Origin of the sequence: Pacificibacter sp. AS14 (assembly GCF_038899935.1) — a bacterium.
GTDB lineage: Bacteria > Pseudomonadota > Alphaproteobacteria > Rhodobacterales > Rhodobacteraceae > Celeribacter.
In genome coordinates this window covers 1-18,335 of record NZ_JBBMQI010000008.1, presented here as the reverse complement: position 1 = coordinate 18,335, position 18,335 = coordinate 1, and the positions used below count along the sequence as shown (strand labels likewise).

General features: G+C 51.2%; 20 protein-coding genes and 2 pseudogenes. 6 read left to right on the top strand and 16 right to left on the bottom strand.

Annotated elements, in window-relative coordinates; all coding sequences use genetic code 11:
* Positions 1 to 7: 7 nt before the first annotated feature.
* From WNY38_RS09585 to WNY38_RS09570, 4 genes are read right to left on the bottom strand one after another with little or no spacing between them, the layout of a single operon-like run.
* Complete coding sequence (locus WNY38_RS09585; RefSeq protein ID WP_342857120.1) at positions 8 to 457, bottom strand: MarR family transcriptional regulator; 450 nt, start codon at positions 455 to 457, stop codon at positions 8 to 10.
* On the bottom strand, positions 454 to 1,290 hold the full coding sequence (locus tag WNY38_RS09580; protein ID WP_342857119.1) for a carbon-nitrogen hydrolase family protein: 837 nt from the start codon (positions 1,288 to 1,290) through the stop codon (positions 454 to 456). The genes WNY38_RS09585 and WNY38_RS09580 overlap by 4 nt, the downstream gene beginning before the upstream one ends.
* Before the next feature lie 4 nt (positions 1,291 to 1,294).
* A complete protein-coding gene (grxC, locus tag WNY38_RS09575; protein ID WP_342857118.1) occupies positions 1,295 to 1,552 on the bottom strand; it encodes a glutaredoxin 3 in 258 nt (85 codons plus the stop codon).
* A 36-nt stretch (positions 1,553 to 1,588) separates the two neighbouring features.
* Entirely contained in the window at positions 1,589 to 2,302 is a 714-nt protein-coding gene (locus tag WNY38_RS09570) for a ComF family protein (RefSeq protein ID WP_342857223.1), read from the bottom strand.
* A 48-nt stretch (positions 2,303 to 2,350) separates the two neighbouring features.
* Between WNY38_RS09570 and WNY38_RS09565 the strand changes: the two genes are divergently transcribed.
* On the top strand, positions 2,351 to 3,187 hold the full coding sequence (locus WNY38_RS09565; protein WP_342857117.1) for a methyltransferase domain-containing protein: 837 nt from the start codon (positions 2,351 to 2,353) through the stop codon (positions 3,185 to 3,187).
* Between the two features lie 53 nt (positions 3,188 to 3,240).
* Entirely contained in the window at positions 3,241 to 4,326 is a 1,086-nt protein-coding gene (hemH, locus tag WNY38_RS09560) for a ferrochelatase (RefSeq protein WP_342857116.1), read from the top strand.
* Positions 4,327 to 4,394: 68 nt separating this feature from the next.
* Here hemH and WNY38_RS09555 read toward each other — a convergent pair whose 3' ends face one another.
* Entirely contained in the window at positions 4,395 to 4,988 is a 594-nt protein-coding gene (locus WNY38_RS09555; protein WP_342857115.1) for a L,D-transpeptidase, read from the bottom strand.
* Positions 4,989 to 5,151: 163 nt separating this feature from the next.
* Between WNY38_RS09555 and WNY38_RS09550 the strand changes: the two genes are divergently transcribed.
* Complete coding sequence (locus WNY38_RS09550; protein ID WP_342857114.1) at positions 5,152 to 5,688, top strand: CAP domain-containing protein; 537 nt, start codon at positions 5,152 to 5,154, stop codon at positions 5,686 to 5,688.
* An 18-nt stretch (positions 5,689 to 5,706) separates the two neighbouring features.
* Here the strand turns inward: WNY38_RS09550 and WNY38_RS09545 are convergent, their stop codons facing one another.
* The 5 genes from WNY38_RS09545 to WNY38_RS09525 form a co-directional block, all read right to left on the bottom strand.
* A complete protein-coding gene (locus WNY38_RS09545; RefSeq protein ID WP_342857113.1) occupies positions 5,707 to 6,207 on the bottom strand; it encodes a L,D-transpeptidase family protein in 501 nt (166 codons plus the stop codon).
* Positions 6,208 to 6,277: 70 nt separating this feature from the next.
* On the bottom strand, positions 6,278 to 7,495 hold the full coding sequence (locus WNY38_RS09540) for a class I SAM-dependent RNA methyltransferase (protein ID WP_342857112.1): 1,218 nt from the start codon (positions 7,493 to 7,495) through the stop codon (positions 6,278 to 6,280).
* Positions 7,492 to 8,655 (bottom strand): CCA tRNA nucleotidyltransferase, encoded by a 1,164-nt coding sequence (locus WNY38_RS09535; RefSeq protein ID WP_342857111.1) that lies wholly within the window; start codon positions 8,653 to 8,655, stop codon positions 7,492 to 7,494. The genes WNY38_RS09540 and WNY38_RS09535 overlap by 4 nt, the downstream gene beginning before the upstream one ends.
* The gene (locus WNY38_RS09530) at positions 8,652 to 9,251 is read right to left on the bottom strand and encodes a CoA pyrophosphatase (protein WP_342857110.1); all 600 of its coding nucleotides are present in this window, start codon (positions 9,249 to 9,251) and stop codon (positions 8,652 to 8,654) included. Before WNY38_RS09530 ends, WNY38_RS09535 begins: the two co-directional genes overlap by 4 nt.
* On the bottom strand, positions 9,235 to 10,236 hold the full coding sequence (locus WNY38_RS09525; RefSeq protein ID WP_342857109.1) for an Hsp33 family molecular chaperone HslO: 1,002 nt from the start codon (positions 10,234 to 10,236) through the stop codon (positions 9,235 to 9,237). The genes WNY38_RS09530 and WNY38_RS09525 overlap by 17 nt, the downstream gene beginning before the upstream one ends.
* Before the next feature lie 77 nt (positions 10,237 to 10,313).
* Between WNY38_RS09525 and WNY38_RS09520 the strand changes: the two genes are divergently transcribed.
* Complete coding sequence (locus tag WNY38_RS09520) at positions 10,314 to 10,769, top strand: NUDIX hydrolase (protein WP_342857108.1); 456 nt, start codon at positions 10,314 to 10,316, stop codon at positions 10,767 to 10,769.
* Here WNY38_RS09520 and WNY38_RS09515 read toward each other — a convergent pair.
* Entirely contained in the window at positions 10,732 to 12,012 is a 1,281-nt protein-coding gene (locus WNY38_RS09515; protein WP_342857107.1) for a SpoIIE family protein phosphatase, read from the bottom strand. The two genes, WNY38_RS09520 and WNY38_RS09515, sit on opposite strands and share 38 nt — an antisense overlap.
* 148 nt (positions 12,013 to 12,160) lie before the next feature.
* Between WNY38_RS09515 and WNY38_RS09510 the strand changes: the two genes are divergently transcribed.
* Positions 12,161 to 12,493, top strand: a complete 333-nt coding sequence (locus WNY38_RS09510; RefSeq protein ID WP_342857106.1) for an Hpt domain-containing protein — start codon at positions 12,161 to 12,163, stop codon at positions 12,491 to 12,493.
* Here the strand turns inward: WNY38_RS09510 and ilvA are convergent.
* Together ilvA and WNY38_RS09500 are read right to left on the bottom strand one after the other, a co-directional pair.
* Positions 12,490 to 13,746, bottom strand: coding sequence for a threonine ammonia-lyase IlvA (gene ilvA, locus WNY38_RS09505; RefSeq protein ID WP_342857105.1), 1,257 nt, complete (start codon positions 13,744 to 13,746; stop codon positions 12,490 to 12,492). The genes WNY38_RS09510 and ilvA overlap by 4 nt on opposite strands.
* Positions 13,743 to 14,489, bottom strand: coding sequence for a hypothetical protein (locus WNY38_RS09500; protein WP_342857104.1), 747 nt, complete (start codon positions 14,487 to 14,489; stop codon positions 13,743 to 13,745). Before WNY38_RS09500 ends, ilvA begins: the two co-directional genes overlap by 4 nt.
* A 137-nt stretch (positions 14,490 to 14,626) precedes the next feature.
* Between WNY38_RS09500 and WNY38_RS09495 the strand changes: the two genes are divergently transcribed.
* Positions 14,627 to 15,850 (top strand): argininosuccinate synthase, encoded by a 1,224-nt coding sequence (locus tag WNY38_RS09495; protein ID WP_342857103.1) that lies wholly within the window; start codon positions 14,627 to 14,629, stop codon positions 15,848 to 15,850.
* A gap of 70 nt (positions 15,851 to 15,920) precedes the next feature.
* Here WNY38_RS09495 and WNY38_RS09490 read toward each other — a convergent pair whose 3' ends face one another.
* The 3 genes and pseudogenes from WNY38_RS09490 to WNY38_RS09480 all read right to left on the bottom strand — a co-directional run.
* The gene (locus WNY38_RS09490) at positions 15,921 to 16,796 is read right to left on the bottom strand and encodes a ribokinase (RefSeq protein WP_342857102.1); all 876 of its coding nucleotides are present in this window, start codon (positions 16,794 to 16,796) and stop codon (positions 15,921 to 15,923) included.
* A gap of 19 nt (positions 16,797 to 16,815) precedes the next feature.
* Positions 16,816 to 18,177 (bottom strand): annotated as a pseudogene (locus WNY38_RS09485) (phosphate acyltransferase); the annotation flags it as partial.
* Positions 18,174 to 18,335, bottom strand: a pseudogene (locus WNY38_RS09480) (IS30 family transposase); the annotation flags it as partial. The pseudogenes WNY38_RS09485 and WNY38_RS09480, both read right to left, overlap by 4 nt.

Genomic DNA, 18,335 nt, shown 5'->3' with positions numbered 1-18,335 from the left:
GTCGCATTCATACGTCGTTTTCAAGACGAATGCGCATCTCGCGGAGCACGGGAAGAGCATTTTTAACCTTATCCTGCCCAATAGATTCGACCACTTGATTTAGGATGGGTGTGATCGCAGCCAAAGCTGTATCACGCGCCGCTTTCCCAGCTGGCGAAATCGATACGAACTTACGCCGCGCATCATCCCAATCAGGGCGAATATGAATATGCCCAGCCCATTCCAGCTTGTTCAGAGTGTTGGTCATGGCACCGCGCGTCACGTGAAACGCGCGCGCCAATTGGGCTGGCGAGCGCTCTTCACCAGACCGCGCCAAATGATTAAGCACCGAAAAGTGACTGATTTCCATGCCTTTTGGCAGCGCCTTTGTTAGACGATTTCGCGCTAACTGATCCGCCATAAAAATCTCAGAAAAAAGCGCAACAGCCAATGAATCTGTTCCGGTTGATGACGTCATTTTGGGGCCTTAAATGCTCTGTCGTGTTGCAGCGACGGTATGGCACTGCGGGCTTTGGCGACGTCGTTCAGATCGTAGTCCACAATCCCAACGCCACACTCTGTCCCACCATCATAAAGCACTTCACCCCAAGGCGAAATCGCTAAGCTGTGTCCGTGGGTTTTACGTTTTCCACCCTTTGCCTCACTGTGCTGACCTGTTTGCGCCGGCGCAAAGACAAAACTTCCCGTTTCAATCGCCCGCGCGCGCAGCAAAACTTCCCAATGGGCGCGACCTGTGGCCTGCGCGAAGGCGGCAGGAACCGTCAAAATTTCGGCGCCCGCTTGCGCCAAAGCGCGATAAATATGCGGAAAACGGACGTCATAGCAAATCGTCAAACCAATTGAGCCTATATCTGTCTGCGCCATAATGGCCTCGGTTCCTGGGCGATACCCCGCGGATTCTTTATAAGATTCTGTGTCAGACAGGGTCACGTCAAACATATGAATTTTATCATAGCGCGCTTTGATTCGCCCATCCGGCCCAATCAAAAATGACCGGTTGGCAAACCGACCATCCGCATCACCCGTTCTTAAGGCCAAAGACCCAATAAGGATCCAAACCCTTAGCTTTAAAGCTTGTTTTTGTAAGGCCTGTAATGTCGCATCGTCAGCCTCAAGACAAAGCACACTCTGCTGATGCGTTCGTGACGTAGACACGCAATTGGTGACTTCAGGCGTCATCACAATCTGCGCGCCACGCGTGACGGCATCGTCAATATAACTTTGCACTTCACGCAAGTTTTGCGCGGGATCATCGCTAGAATTTAATGTGATAAGGCCAACTTTTGGCATATCTTCAACCCGCTAAAAGCGGATCAAGTTTTCCGACGTGTTCCATCTGATGCAATTCATCACAACCGCCAACATGCGTCTCGCCGATGAAAATCTGCGGCACTGTGTGGCGACCGTTGGCGCGTTGCATCATTTCAGCACGAAGCTCTGGGTGGGCCATCACATCAAGATCAGTGTATTCAACGCCCTTGCTATCCAACAGCCGCTTGGCGGCGACGCAAAATGGGCAAATCGGAGTCGTATAGAGTGTTACAGGCTGCATTTTTTTATCCTTTATGTCCGGCAAGACTATAGGGATTTAGTCCTTCTTCGCAACGCGTGCCAGTACAGCCACGGAAACTTGAATGGCACCGCCCCCCAAACAAGCCTTGGTACAGGCTGTTAAAGTGGCACCTGTGGTCATAACATCATCGATCAGCAAAACATGGCGGCCTTTAAGCGCCTCAGCACGATGGGGCCTAAGCGTAATGGCGTCAGAGACAACATCTGTACGTTCCTGCGCTGTCATGCCATCAAGTTTGCGTGTGGCGATGCGCCTTTGCAAAAGATTTGGGCAATGATCCAATTCCAGCAACCGCGATACACGGCGCGAGAGTAGCAATGACTGGTTGTACCTGCGCCTAAACCCACGAAACCAGTGCAGCGGCACGGGTGCTACAATCATATTGGTCGTCACAAGCGGACGAGCCGCTTCGGCCAACCATTCACCAACGGGATATGCAAGATCGGTTCGATCGCCGTGCTTTAGGCGCAAAACGATAGATCTGGCGTTGCCTTCATACAGTAAGGCGGCGCGCGCACGGGACCACGGACGCGATACAGCGCGACATGAATCGCACAAATCACCGCTTTCAACTTCGCCAATCAAAGGGGTTGCACACATTTCACAACCGTTTTGTTTGATAAAGGGAGTGTCGCCCCAACATTTTGGGCAAAGACCGTACACAAAATCGACTATTTCGTCGCATGTTAGGCATTGAGGGGGATATAAGAACCGCGCCAGTCTTTGCATTTTGCGCATGACTTCCTAAGTTGGCCCAACTTCACTGGAAGAGAGCTTATGTCCAATACCGCCCCTCTTGTTGATCGCGCTCAATTGATGCGCAACCGTTTGCGCGCCAAGCGCATAGGGGGAGATTTCTTTTTGCACCATGAGGCACGTCTTGAAATCCAAGATCGGCTCGACATGGTTAACAAATCGTTTACGTCGCCGGCAATTGTCACCGGTTTCCCCGAGCTTTGGCAATCTTGGTTCCCTGCTGCAACGGTTGTCGCCGATGATGATCTGTTAAACCTGCAAGAGCGCCAGCATGATCTTGTCATTCACGCCATGTCTTTGCATTGGGCCAATGATCCTGTTGGTCAACTCATTCAATGCAATCGCGCCTTGAAACCTGACGGACTGATGATCGCTGCGTTTTTTGGCGATCAAACTCTTCACGAGCTGCGATCATGTTTGTCTCAGGCCGAGATCGAATGCTACGGCGGGCTGTCGCCGCGTGTGCTGCCGATGGGTGAACTGCGCGACCTTGGGGGCCTATTGCAACGTGCCTCTTTTGCGTTGCCTGTCGCAGATAAAACGACCACAAAAGTGACGTTTTCGTCTCTAACCCACCTTATTCGCGATCTGCGCGCCATGGGCGAGACGTCAGCATTGCAGGCGCGATCACGTAAAAATGCGACGCGCGCGCTGTTCGACGCTACCGAAGTATTCTACAAAAAACACTTCTCAGAACAGGACCGACTGAATGCGACTTTTGACATGGTGTTCTTGACCGGCTGGGCCCCAGACGCCAGCCAACCCAAGCCCTTGATGCCCGGATCGGCCAAAACGAGATTGGCAGATGTGCTTGGCGCCAAAGAATTCAACTTGCCCAATGAAGCGCAACAGACTTGAACAATTTTAACTGCGCCCTAGCCTAACAGAATACAAAAAGACAGGATCACGCGATGGGAACTATGAAGCCAACACAGCTCAATACAAATGCTGCCGATGCCGTTTGCCCAGCGCATGCGGCAACCGATCACCCGAAAATTCCAAAGCAAAAAATTGGCGTGCTTTTGGCAAACCTGGGCACGCCTGATGCGACAGATTACTGGTCGATGCGCCGGTATTTGAGTGAATTTTTGTCAGACAAACGGGTCATCGATTATCCAGCATGGAAATGGCAACCAATTTTGCAGGGCATCATATTGACCATCCGCCCCTCTAAATCTGGCGCGGCCTATAAATCCATCTGGAACAACGAAGCCAATGAAAGCCCGCTTGCGACGATCACGAAACAGCAAACAACTGCTATTTCAGCTGCATTAGGATCTAAATATGGCGATGAAGTCATGGTCGATTACTGTATGCGCTACGGCAATCCATCGACCAAATCCAAAGTGGCTAAGATGGTTGCGGAAGGCTGCACAAAGATTTTGTTCTTTCCGCTTTACCCACAATACGCAGGCGCCACCATTGGAACCGCAAACGATGAGTTCTTTCGCGCGCTTATGGACGAAAATTGGCAGCCCGCATCGCGAACAGTCGAGCCCTATTTTGACAAACCCGAATATATCGATGCCTTAGCGCAATCCATCGAGCGTGGTTATGCCAATGCACCCAAAAAGCCTGATATTCTGATTTGTTCGTATCATGGCCTGCCGGAACGCTACCTGAAAGAAGGTGGCGATCCCTATCATTGCCACTGCCACAAAACGACGCGTTTACTCAAAGAGCGGCTGGGTTGGGCCAGTACAGAGATTATGACAACCTTCCAGTCCAAATTTGGACCCGAAGAGTGGCTGCAGCCCTACACCGTTGAAGAAGTTGCCCGTCAGGCACAAGCCGGCAACAAAAGCATCGCAGTCTGCGCGCCCGCGTTTTCCGCCGATTGCATCGAAACGCTTGAAGAGATCAACGAGGAAATCAAAGAAAGCTTTGAGCACGCTGGTGGCGAAGATTTCTTGTACATTCCCTGCCTGAACGATGATGACGCGCATATTTCAGCGCTATGCACAGTCATCGAAACCAATCTCGCTGGTTGGGTTTAGCATTCGAAACAAAAATGGCGGCCCCTTATTACAGGGCCGCCATCCTATAAAATTCCGATGCCGTCGCCTTAAATCAACAAAACCTGCGTGCCGTTTTTCGCCAGCTCATACAATTCGGCGATGTGTTCGTTGTACAAGCCAATGCAACCGTTTGAAGATCGACGACCGATTTTGCGCGTGTCGTGCGTTCCGTGAATACGGTAATAGGTCCAAGACAAGTACAAAGCGTGTGTGCCCAACGGATTGTCAGGACCCGGCCCAACAAAGCTTGGCCATTCAGGGTTGCGGATACGCATAGATGGCGTAGGTGCCCATGACGGACCTTCCACTTTGCGAATAACCGACGTACGACCAAGGCGGGTTAGATCCTCGGACAATGGAACAGACGTCGGGTACAATTTGTAAAGCGACTGGTCTTCACTCCAATAGTGCAACGCTCTGGACGTGGTATCGACCAAAATCGCGCCGTTGCGTGTGTTGTCGAAATATGGACGCCAATCCAAAGAGCGGAAGCTCGAAATATTGCGACGCACAACTTCAGAAATATCACGTTCGACTTCAGTGGAGTTCTCCGTTTGCGCAAAAGCGGGTGCGGCAAGACAAGCCGTTGTGGTTGTAACAAAGACGCGTCTTGAAAGTTTCTTATCGAATGTATTGGTCATGATGGACCCTAAAACAGTTATTTCGTTGAACTATGTATATGGCTCGATTGTCGCAGTCGCAAATCAAACAAACGTGGGCGGCGAAAACACGCGGACATGATTTGATCCGGCATCATTTTCAGGATAGGTGATTCTAAGATCGAATTCGGGGTACCCAAAAAAGATGACGCGTTTCATTGTTCTACTTCTTGTTTCCATTATCGGCCTAAGTGCCTGCGAAAGCAACACTTCAACATTGGGTCCCGATGGAAAACCGCTTCCACGTGTGTACCGGATCGGAGCACGTCAAGAAGCCACGGTTCAGTACCGCATGCTGGATTCAATCAATGCCTTACGTGCCGCGGCAGGCGCACCAGAAGTCACCTTAAATGCCAATCTCAACGCAGCGGCAGCCACCCATGCGCAAGACATGAAAAATCAAAATCGCCCATGGCACTTTGGATCTGACGGATCGTCACCAATCGATCGCGTAGCGCGCTCAGGCTATGCTGGCACTATGCTCGGTGAAAACATTTCGGAAACATATGAATCCGAACTGGAAACTTTGGGTGCCTGGATGGAGCAATCGGATACACGCGAAATCATTTTGGATCGTCGTGCAACGGATCTTGGTTTTGCATGGTATCAGGAACAAAGCGGCAAACTTTGGTGGACACTGATTTTGGGTGGCGCTGCGCCGCAATTCGCAAGCGCCGAGTAGTTTATCGCTTGCGACATTCTAAGGATGGATGTCGATTTGCGTTCCTGTCGTGACCATCATGTAAATTTCTTCCATGTGCCTGTCTTTGACGGCGATACAGCCCGCAGTCCAATCTTTTCCGCGTCCTTTGTGTCCGCCAGCCCGTCCATGGATAAAAATTTCGCCGCCTGGGCTGCGACCATGCTGACGCGCATAGGCTATGTCTCGGCTATTTGGGTACGAAATTCCAATCGACAGATGGTACTGTGAACGCGGATTTCTGCGATCAATAATATAGCTGCCCTCGGGTGTTTTACCATCACCTTCAAATTGCTTATGGCCCACAGGCACACCCCCAAGACCAACCTTGTATTTTTTCAATATCTTGGTTCCACTCAGCAAATATAAACGTCGCCTGCCCTTGTACAGCACCACACGGGTCACACGCGGTCCAGTATAAGGAGAAAAGGCGCTTGCAAGCGTAACTGTCGGGAAAAGGCTAACCGCAGCCAAGCCTGCCAAAAGTTTGCGGCGTTCCATTGTCGTATATCCAACCCTGCTTTTTGCTGCGTATACGCCAGCAATCACAATGCTGAAAGTAAATTTTGTGTCAGGTGCGGCTAAATTTCGCTGCAATTTCCACGTGAGGCGACCACCGGAATTGGTCCACAACATGCAGCCAATCGATTGCAAAACCTGCCTCGACAAGCGTTTTAGCGTCCCGTCCAAAAGTCACAGGATTGCACGACACAAAGCCAATAGAGCGTAGGTTGCTTTTGGCCAATTCGCCGGTTTGCGCCAAAGCGCCCGCACGTGGCGGATCAATGATCGCAGCGTCAAATTTATTGAGCTCTTCTGGCAACAAAGGCTGGCGGAACAAGTCACGCGTGGCAACAGTGACGGGCTTTAACCCAGGCGCTGTTTTCCATGCCTCTGACAGGCTTTTGAGCATCTCATGTTCGCCCTCGACCGCATGAACCTCAGCAAATTCTGCCATTGGCAAAGCAAATGTGCCACACCCCGCAAAAAGATCAACCACGCGTTCAGCACCAGACACAGCCTCTTTCATCAAAGAAATCAGGGACTGTTCGCCGTGACGCGTGGCTTGCAAAAATGCGCCTGGAGGCGGCACAAGGCGAGCGCGACCAAAGGACAAAAAGGGGCGCGTTTCCTGAACAACCTCATCGCCATTCCATGACAGGCGAATGATGCCATGTTCGCGCACAACCCCAGCCAAATCAGACCGCAATTCCATGTCGAGCTCTTTGCCATCCACAACTGAAACATCCAAGCCAGCGTCAGAATCCGTCACGGTTATCGCCATCTCAACACGGCGCGACCCACCGATTTGAACCAGAGATTCAAAAGCAGGCATCCCATCCATGATTTTTTGCGTCATCAACACACAATCAGGCACAGGCACCAAAGTGCCTGAGGCGCGCCCATGCAACCCAACCAAAACGCCTTTTTTTGTGCGACGCCCCGCAAAAGTCGCACGTCGGCGTGATTGGCTTGGCGACGTAAAAACACTCGAAATCGGCACATCGATACCTTGGTGCGACAAAGCTGTGTGCACGACATCGGATTTCCAGTTCACGACAAAATCGTCTGAGGCATGCTGCAAGGCACAGCCTCCGCAGGCTTTGAAATGCGCGCAAGGTGGTTTAACGCGATCAGGCGATGGGGTGACGACACTAGGGCTTAAAATGCGATCGCCTGTGATCTCGCCTTCAACGATTTCACCGGGCAATGTTTTAGCAGCAAAGATTGGGCCAGCCGCAATACCATCGCCGTGGTGACCAAGTCGTGTGATTTCAATGTGTGTCATGTCGACTTGGTTTCCAATATCTGCATCAATTTTGCCTTGGTTAGGGCAAAACCGGACTCCAGCCAAGCACGTTGTAACATCTTCAACGCGCCCCCAAGCTCAGCACCGGTATAGTCGGGCATCAAATCTTGCGCTTTGACGGGGAAAACCTGTTTTGACGCAGCCAAGATTTGCGCTTCTATATCTAAATGCAATGGCTGCTCGAACACAGCAGCCCGCAAGGCCGCGATGCAGAACGCAATGTCGGCCCCCTCTTCAAATGCGATCACCTCAATCGTACGGCCAAAACCCATCGCCGCTTTGAACTTTTCCAGTCGCACAAATTGCTTTTTGGACAGTTTGAGCAAAGGCCCAGCATCTTTGCCGCCCAGCGCGGCAAGCCGAGCCATGGGATCGATGTGAAATTCTTGCGACACATAGGGGTACAGCGATCGTCCAGACGCTCCGGGTAAAATCGCCTGCAACACGCCAGTCGCATCCATCGCGCCAATAGCTGTACTTGGATCGCGCGCAGATAAAAGTTTGACGATTTCTGAACCGACACGCTCCTTGGACAAGCCATTTAATCCGTCTAGGTTTTTGGCACAACCTGCCAGCGCATCCGCATCAAGGCCGGCATCATCGTCGCCGTACACAGCATGGAATCGGAAAAACCGCAGAATACGCAAATAGTCCTCGCGGATACGGTCCTGAGGCGCGCCGATGAAGCGCACTTTGCGCGTCATCAAATCGCTCATGCCACCAAGCGGATCCAACACTGCGCCGTCTAGATCTGCGTAGAGGGCATTCATGGTAAAATCGCGACGACAGGCGTCGTCTTCCAAATTATCTGCGAAAGCGACAACCGCGTGCCGTCCATCTGTGGCCACATCACGCCGAAAGGTTGTAATTTCAAAAGGTTCGCCACCCGCGACGACAGTAACCGTTCCGTGTTCGATCCCTGTAGGAATGGACTTCAGTCCTACAGATTTTGCGAGGCTCATCACATCTTCAGGCGGCATCGGCGTCGAGATATCCAAGTCAGTCACAGGCACGCCCATCAAACTGTTGCGGATACAGCCGCCAACAAAATAAGCCGATTGACCTGCCGCTTTGAACATTTCGATGACGGTTTGCGTGGCATCCGCTTGGAACCAATCGCATGTTTTGACCGACGTCACAGGATCACCTTTTGCGCGAAAGATCGCAACACCCGCGCCGTGGCGCCCCAAATGTAATAGGGGCCATAAGGAACAGTATAAAATTTACGCACCTGTCCGCGCCAAATACGAGATTGAACGGTGTAATTCGACATATCCAAAACATGCATTAAAGGCACTTCAAACATCTCGGACACCTCTGCCGCCTCTAAGCGCGGCGTGAAATCCTGAGTGATCCAACCAACCACGGGATGCATGATGTAATTCGATACGGTTTCATGAGTTGGCAGCTCACCGAGCACGTCGACGTTTTTGGGTGCTAGGCCGATTTCCTCATCAGCCTCACGCAAAGCCGCTTCGATATGCGACGCATCGCTCGGGTCCACGCGCCCACCTGGAAATGCGATTTGACCCGGATGATGCTTGATCGTCGAAGATCGCTTGGTGAGAATAAGTTGAAGACCGCTATCTCGCTCAATAATCGGCAACAGAACGCCTGCAGGCTTCAAAGAAATCGATTTTGGGCGCGCCTCGGGATTGAGATCAAAATCAGAAGACGGGCGCCCGTCATGTGACAGCGCACGCTCTATCCCTAATCTATCAATCCGCGTCACCATCAGTTTTTGCCTTTGCTTGGAACCCAAGTGTCGTCGGATCCATAACGTAATGCGCACCGCAAAATTGGCAATCCGCAGACACGATGCCCTCTTCTGTGGTCATCGTTGCAATGTCTTTCGCAGAATAGATAGAAAGACTGCTGCGAACGCTTTCCTCAGAACAGCTGCATCCAAAGGCGATCGGCTGCGCGTCAAACACGCGGGGCTTGTCCTCGTGGAACAAACGCACCAGCAAATCGGTTGGCTGCACACTCGGCCCGATCAACTCCAATGGATCAACTGTATCAAGCAAAATATTGGCGCGATTCCAGTTTTCAAAATCATTACCATCCAAAATATCATAGGCTGTCAGCAGACCATCGTCGCTCGTGCCCTCAAGAGGCGCGGCACCCGGTGAAGCTTTGGGCATTTTTTGCAACATAACGCCGCCAGCACGCCATTTTTCATCATCGCCAGCCAGCGTCGAGCGTCCGAAAGCAAGTTCAAAACGTGTTGGAAGTTGCTCCGACTGGGCGAAATACGCCTCAGCACAGTGAGACAGCGACTCACCTGTAAGCGGCGTGATGCCTTGATAAGGTTTGTTGCCCTCACCTTGGTCGATCAAAATCGCAAAATAGCCTTTGCCAACCTGATCAAAAGCAACGCCATCAAGGTCAAGACGCTCACTATCATACGAGGCATATGCACGGATACGCGCAGGTTTGCCGTCGGCGGTGGGCGCATAGTAATCGGTCGCAATAATTCGCGCGGGGCCATTGCTGCGAATTTGAATCGATAGCTTCCACCGCAGTTTAATCGTTTGACCGATCATCGCTGTCAGCAACGCGACCTCAGCAACGAGCGCCTCGATCACCGGCGGGTAATCATGTTGCTCGAGAACCTGCTCAAGAACACCATCAAGACGGGCCACACGACCGCGTACATCTGATTGATCGAGTTGAAACGGGAGAACAGTGTCATCCCAAGCGATTTTTGATCCAAGCATTTTCGGTTCCCTTGCACGTCGCAGGTTGGCATACCTTGTTCATATAAGGGCGGCAACCTCTGGAAAAAGGGCTAGATATGATTCGACGCTATGGTGATCCAAAAATAAACGGCATTTCCTACACATTGCGCCCCGGAGCCTATGCAATTTTGCCTTTAAATGGCTCTTTGCTTTTGACCCATCAAGCGGCCCCTACGCCAGAATTTCAGCTTCCAGGTGGCGGCATCGACAAAGGCGAGTCTCCAGTTGCGGCACTACATCGTGAGGTGATTGAGGAAACAGGCTGGCGCATCTCAAAACCACAATTTTTTCACGCCTTTCGCAGGTTCGTATTCATGCCTGACTACGATATGTGGGCGGAAAAAGTTTGCAAAATATATATTGCCCGCCCTGTTCGCTGCCTCGGCGCCCCAACTGAAATTGGTCATACCGCAAAATGGGTACCCTTTGCGCAAGCCATCGAACGCCTTGGAAATCCAGGCGATAAGGCTGCCCTTACTCAGTACTTGGGCCTGTGTACTCAAGCAGAATAGCTGAAATATCGTCGGGGAAGTCTTTGTCATTGTTGAAGTTGTTGAGATCCCAAAGCATCGTATCAAAAAACGCACTGCCCGTCAGATCTGCAATATTTTCAACCAAGGTGATCAGGCCATCTTCACCCAACATACCATCAGCGCCATCTGGGCATTCAGTGACGCCATCGGATAGAAGAATAATTCTTTCTCCTTCTGAAATTTGAATTTCAAAATCATCAAAGATCGCGTCAGGGATCAAGCCAATCGGTAGCCCACCGCCCCCGAAATACTCAACCGTTCCGTCTATGTGTTGAATCGCAGGATGTGGATGACCGCACTGGGTCATAACAAACTTGCCATTTGTCCGATCAAAATGTCCTAATATCATGGTGAAATAGAGGTCCGTCTCCATTTCTTTCAACATCAAAGTATTCAGTGTTTTCGCAACGTCCGCTGGAGATCTGGCGATGTGGGTCCCATCATCGGACTGCGTAATTGCGAGATTTTGATCAGATGTAGAACCAGTCAAATAGGCCGCTAGACGCGCAGTCATTAGGGCCGAGGCAACACCATGTCCCGATACGTCTATCGAAAACACACCAAACTGATTGTCATTAATTGGGAAAAACCCGACAAGATCGCCACCCACATGGCCACTTGGGCGCAGCAAAAGTGACACTTGGGCCGTACCAAAGTCTTTAAACCGATCCTTTACAAGCGATTGCTGCAGTTTTCGTGCCTCAACCAGATCACGGTCAAGCGAATCATAAAGGGCAGAAATTTCTTGCAATGTTGAGGTGACAAGTTCGTTTTTGGCAGACAATTCGCGCTGCATTTTCAAAATGCGCTCACCAGCTCGGATACGCGCCAAAAGTTCGTCGCCTGCAACAGGTTTCGTCAAAAAATCGTCAGCACCGACATCCAAACCTTCCGCCACCTCCGCCTTGTCTGATTTTGACGTCAGTAAGATGAAGTACCCATAATCGTCACGCTCTAATGTGCGGAAAATGCGGCAAAAATCGAGACCACTTAACCCTGGCATCATCCAATCCGAGACAATGAGGTCAATTTTTTCCATCTCGCAAATCACTAAGGCGGTATTGCCGGACTCTGCTTCGAACACGGTATAGCCCCACCGCCCAAGATAGGACGACAATATCCGCCGCTGCGCCCTAGAGTCATCGACAACCAAAACGTTGTTAACGACACCTCGCTCAGGAACGACTTTGAGGTATGCTTGCTTTTGTTGCGCGATAGCCAATAGAATTTTCCAACCTAAATATCGTGGTTTTCGCTACATTGACCTGCGCAACTTAATGACGCCTTAAATATAAAATTGATTGTAATTATTGTAGAAAGTTACGCGATCTTAAGTCTCCCCTGCCAAAAAGAATTAAAGGAGTGCTCAGATGATTGATTGGAACCGCGTTACCGAATTGCGTGATGAAGTGGGCGCAGAGGATTTTGGCGAAGTTGTTGAACTCTTCCTTGAGGAAGTGGATGAAGTTATTGAGCGACTTGAGGCAACCGATGATCGCACCAAACTCGAAGAAGATCTGCATTTTTTAAAAGGCAGCTCTATGAATTTGGGATTTGCGACCTTTTCCAGTCTTTGCCAATTTGGGGAAACAGCCTCCGCCGCAGGTGCCTCTGACACCGTCGATTTGAATAAAATTTTGGTGTCTTTCAAAGCTTCGCGCGCCGAATTCACGGCCAAAACTGACATCATATTGCGAAGTTAAAGCACGAACTCAGACAGCGCTTGATCATTGGTAATGTCTTTGTACACAAGGCCAGCTTGATCCATTTTATGAAACAAGCGTTCAAAATTCTTTGGGTGATCCGTTTCAATTCCTATCAAAACAGACCCAAAATTGCGTGCGGATTTTTTGAGATACTCAAACCGTGCAACGTCGTCTGTATCTCCCAATAAATCCAAAAAATCGCGCAAGGCGCCTGGTCTTTGCGGCATGCGTAAGATGAAATATTTTTTAAGCTCAAGATACTTTTGCGCCCGCTCCTTCACTTCAGGTAGCCGTTCAAAATCAAAATTCCCGCCCGATGCAACGCATAAAACCCTGCGCCCGCGGATCACCTCTTTCAAATCTTGCAAAGCGTCAATCGCAAGCGCGCCCGCAGGTTCTAGAACGATACCTTCAATGTTGAGCATCTCGATCATTGTCGCGCAAATGCGATTCTCTGGCGCCGTCAACAACTGACGTTGCTCGACCTGCTTCAATGCAGAAAAAGGGATCGCGCCAATCTGGGCAACAGCGGCACCATCAACAAAACTATCAACCGAAGTGAGCGTCACAGGTTTGCCTGCGGTCACGGCTGCAGCCAAGGAAGGCCCTCCGCTGGGTTCAACAAAATAGATTTCCGTGCTCGGCGACACTTTGGCCAAATACTGAACAACACCGGCAGACAATCCACCACCACCGACGGGCAAAATAACCACATCTGGCGCGTCTGTCATCTGATCCATGAATTCAACAGCGACGGAGGCTTGCCCTGCGATGACATCAACATCGTCAAAAGGCGCCAAAAAGTACCCAGATGCGTCATCGCAAAAGGTTTTGGCCGAGGCCAAAGTATCATCGAAATAATCCCCAACCATGCGCACTTCGATATTATCGCCGCCAAAGATTTTGGTCTTTTCGATCTTTTGCTTGGGCGTGGTGACAGGCATAAAAATGACACCTTTGACCCCAAAATGGCGACAGGCAAAGGCCACACCTTGCGCATGATTGCCAGCAGAAGCGCAGACAAATAGATCAAGTTTTGGGTCTTGCGCACGGGCGCGGCTCATCGCATTCACCGCACCGCGAATTTTATAGCTGCGCACAGGGGTAAGGTCTTCGCGTTTCAGCCAAATGTCGGCATCGTATTTTTGCGAAAGGTGATCATTGCGCGCGCAAGGCGTCGGCTCGAACAATTTGCGCACCAATTGCGCGGCCTCGCGGGCGGGTCCGGTGATATCTACGCTTTGCGTCATCTGTCTGCCTTTGATGCTGCGAGTTCATAAATCGAAGACAAAAGGCTGACGCCGACCATCAAAGCGATCCATCCTGTGACAAGCGAATAGATCAACCCAAATAAACCTTGCCCAAATAGAATACCTAAAACTTGCATTGCAAAGGTGCCCATTAGAAGCAAGATTGCGGCTTGCGAAATCTGTGCCGTGTAAGGTTTGGTTGCCGCCCACGCAGCTGCGAGCTTCATGTCTTCGCCCATAGCCGCAGCAGGCAGCAACGGCGAAATTCGATAGAAAACAAGAACAACAAAAACAAGAACAACAAACACCAATGCAAATGAGATTGCACCAAAACCACCCAAGAGCGCTGTCAACAGCATCAGCACCATAAGGCCAGCCATCATGACCCCAAACAACACAAGTAGAATCAATAGAGACTTCACAAAGTAGTCGACCAAATGTGATCTGCGCAAAGGTGGCAAAATCGTTTGTGGCCGTTCGCCGAGCAGTGCAAACCGATGCCATTCGACTGCAATCCAGATGCTCACGAAGATAACAGTCATATTGCTTCCAATGTTGATCCAGCGCGCAAAAGGCGATGCTGCCGACCAATCATCGACCGTCAAAAGAGGGGGCGCGATGGCCGATGACAAAATAAGTACGGCCATGGTCGCGATCCAGATCAAACCAGAGATCGCCAATGCATCGTCCAGATTTCGAAACACGCGTTGTACAGCGTGCTTAAACAGCAAATATCCAGTCATCTTGGTCCATTCCCAATTGTATTAGGCAACACTTAGGGCTTTTACACGCAAACAAAAAGCTTTCAGGGCGTGAAACCTTGCTCTTGGCGCAAAAACTCGGTAATCGCCCAAGCGATATCCGCAAAAGGAAAAAGCCAATGTCCGCGCCCAAAAAAGTCGTCCTCGCCTACTCAGGCGGTCTTGATACATCGATCATTTTGAAATGGCTTCAGACCGAATACGGTTGCGAAGTTGTGACCTTTACCGCCGATTTGGGTCAAGGTGAAGAGCTTGAGCCTGCTCGTGCAAAAGCTGAGCTGCTCGGCATCAAGCCTGAGAACATCTTTATCGAAGATGTGCGCGAAGAATTTGTGCGTGATTTCGTATTCCCGATGTTCCGTGCCAATGCGATTTATGAAGGCCAGTACCTCTTGGGCACCTCTATTGCGCGTCCTTTGATTTCCAAACGCCTTGTTGAGATCGCGGAAATGACGGGCGCTGACGCTGTGGCCCATGGCGCGACAGGCAAAGGCAACGACCAAGTGCGTTTCGAATTGGCCGCCTACGCGCTGAACCCAGAAATCAAAGTGATCGCCCCATGGCGCGAATGGGATCTGACATCTCGTACACGCCTTCTTGAGTTTGCGGAACAGCACCAAATTCCAGTTGCCAAAGACAAGCGCGGCGAAGCACCATTTTCTGTCGATGCCAACATGCTGCACACCTCATCCGAGGGCAAAGTTTTGGAAGATCCAGCCGTGATCGCGCCAGAATACGTGCACCAGCGCACTGTGAACCCAGAAGATGCACCAGACACGCCTGAGTTCATTGAGGTTGGATTTGAGCAAGGCGACGCAGTGTCCATCAATGGCGCGGCCTTGAGTCCAGCGACTGTTTTGGAAACTTTGAACGAATATGGTCGCAAGCACGGCATCGGTCGTTTGGACTTTGTTGAAAACCGCTTCGTGGGCATGAAATCTCGCGGCGTCTATGAAACACCAGGCGGCACGATCTTATTGGAAGCCCACCGCGGCATCGAGCAAATCACGCTCGACAGTGGTTCTGGCCACCTCAAAGACAGCCTAATGCCACGCTACGCTGAGCTGATCTACAACGGTTTCTGGTACTCACCTGAGCGCGAAATGCTGCAAGCCGCGATCGACAAGTCACAAGAACACGTAACAGGCACCGTGACTTTGAAGTTGTACAAAGGCTCTGCCTCCACTGTTGCACGTGCATCTGATCACTCGCTGTACTCAGAAGCGCATGTGACCTTTGAAGACGATGCTGGCGCATACGATCAAAAAGACGCGGCTGGCTTTATTCAACTCAACGCTTTGCGCTTGAAGCTTTTGGCGACACGCAACCGTCGTTTCAAATAAGCTTTGAGACATATGAATTGAAAAAGGGGCGCAACTTGCGTCCCTTTTTTTATTGTTGCTACGCTGTGCTTTAGCTGGCTTGAAAAGCAGCAACATCTACCGCTTTAGGGATCGCATCCGCCGTGCCATGGCGCGTGACTTTCAGCGCTGCGGCCTGCGTCGCCCAATCCATGGCTTTGCGTGTGGATAGACCCAAATCCAGCCCAGCAGCGAAATACCCCGCAAAAGTGTCGCCTGCCGCAGTTGTGTCAACGGCTGCCACTTTGGGCGCTGTCACCTCGATTACCTCGCCAGTTTCATTGGATCGCCACATCGCGCCCTTTGCGCCCAGCGTGACCAGAACTTGCGGTACTGGAATTTTATCTAACGTGACACCCATCTCGCTGCACAACTGCTCGGCTTCGACCGCATTCATCACCAATATCGACACATGCGGCAGCAATGGCCTGACTGCTTCTACCGAAAAAGGCGCTGCCGAATAGATTACGCGCACCCCCTTGGCCAAAGCCAACTCTGCGGCCTGTGGCTGTAGATTGGTTTCGTTTTGCAACAACATCGTATCGTGAGATTTCGCGGTCTCAATAGCTTTGGAAATACAATGCGTGTCCTGCTGCGTATTGGCGCCTGCGTCCAGCACGATGGTGTTTTCGCCATGGGCGTCGACATAGATAATCGCATGCCCTGTGTTGTAATCCAGTCCGTGCAAATAGGTACAATCGACGCCATAGCTTTCGATCCGCTCCCGCACCCAATTGTCTGATTGTCCAATAGCACCAATATGATGCACTTTAGCACCCGCCCGTGCGGCGGCCACAGATTGGTTCATCCCCTTGCCACCTAAGCCAACAGAATAGTTCGAAGCACTAAGTGTTTCGCCCGGCTGCGGCAAATGGGGAAGCGCATAGAACCGATCGATGTTCACCGACCCAAGATTGAAAATTGTCATGCGATTCCCTGCTTTTTTGTTAGCTAATCTGTCCGACCTTACACGCTGCCAAGATCGCCATGTTCAAGATATCATTAACAGTCGAAACCGTCGAACAAACTTGAATAGGCTTATCAACACCCGTCAAAATCGGACCAATAACAGTCGCGCCTGCCATCTCTTGCATCAGTTTCACAGAAATTGATGCCGAGTGACGCGCCGGAACCACCAAGATATTGGCAGGCCCTGTCAGGCGGCAGAAGGGATAGTTCGCCATAGCATCGGGGTTAAGTGCCACATCAACAGCCATCTCGCCCTCGTATTCGAAATCAACATCACGACCATCCAGAACTTTTGGCGCCAAATGCATTTTGCTTGCGCGCTCAGACACAGGATAGCCAAAGGTTGAAAACGACGCGAAAGCCACACGAGGCTCGATGCCCATCGCGCGCGCAACACGTACGGCTGCTTCTGCGATATCAGCGAGATCATTCTCATCAGGCCATTCATGCACCAAAGTGTCCGAAATAAAGACAATCCGCCCCTTATGCAAAAGCGCTGTGACCCCAACAGCCCCATCCGCAGCGGTGGCATCGAAAACAGAATTTATCCGATCCAAAACATGCGCCGATTTGCGTGTCGCCCCCGTTACCAAGCCATCCGCATGGCCGTGGGCCAACATAAGCGCCGAAAACGAGTGACGATCACGGGCCGCTAGGCGGTGAATGTCCTTTTGATCATGACCAGAACGTTGCAACCGATCGTACAAGAAAGACTTATATTCCGACAGATGCGCAGTATTGGCGGCATTGACGATTTCAAGACCTGTGGCGGTTTCGGTCAAGCCCTCGTCCTTTAGCTTTTGCTTCACGTCATCTTCACGGCCCACAACCAAAGCTCGGCCAAACCCGCCACGTTGATAGGCCACAGCCGCCCGCAACACGCGCGCATCATCGCCTTCGGCAAAAACCATGGTCGCCTGTGCTTGACGGGCCCTTGCGTAAAGCCCCTGCAAAATCTGCGCTGTTGGGTCCATGCGCGCTTTGAGATCGTGCTCATACCCCGCCATGTCAACAATCGGGCGACGTGCCACGCCCGTATCCATGCCAGCTTTGGCGACAGCTGGCGGAATGGTGTATATCAAACGCGGATCAAACGGCGTCGGAATGATGTAATCACGTCCAAACGACAGCTTTTGCCCGTAAGCCAATGCGACCTCGTCAGGCACATCTTCGCGTGCGAGTTGCGCCAAAGCGCGGGCGCAGGCGATCTTCATTTCGTCATTGATGGCGCGCGCATGAATATCCAGCGCCCCACGGAACAGATACGGGAACCCCAAAACATTGTTCACTTGGTTCGGATAATCAGAGCGCCCAGTGGCCACAATGGCGGGCGATCTCAACTGGTCGACGCAACACACTGTGCGAACTTCTCTGCTGGCGTCTGATATTGCAAGGTCTTGAGAGGCCGTTCGTTGAGTTGTCTTGCAATTGCGCTGAGTTTTGCTTGGGAATGGACTGATAGATCCGTTCCGCGCGGCAAGTACTGCCTCAAGAGCCG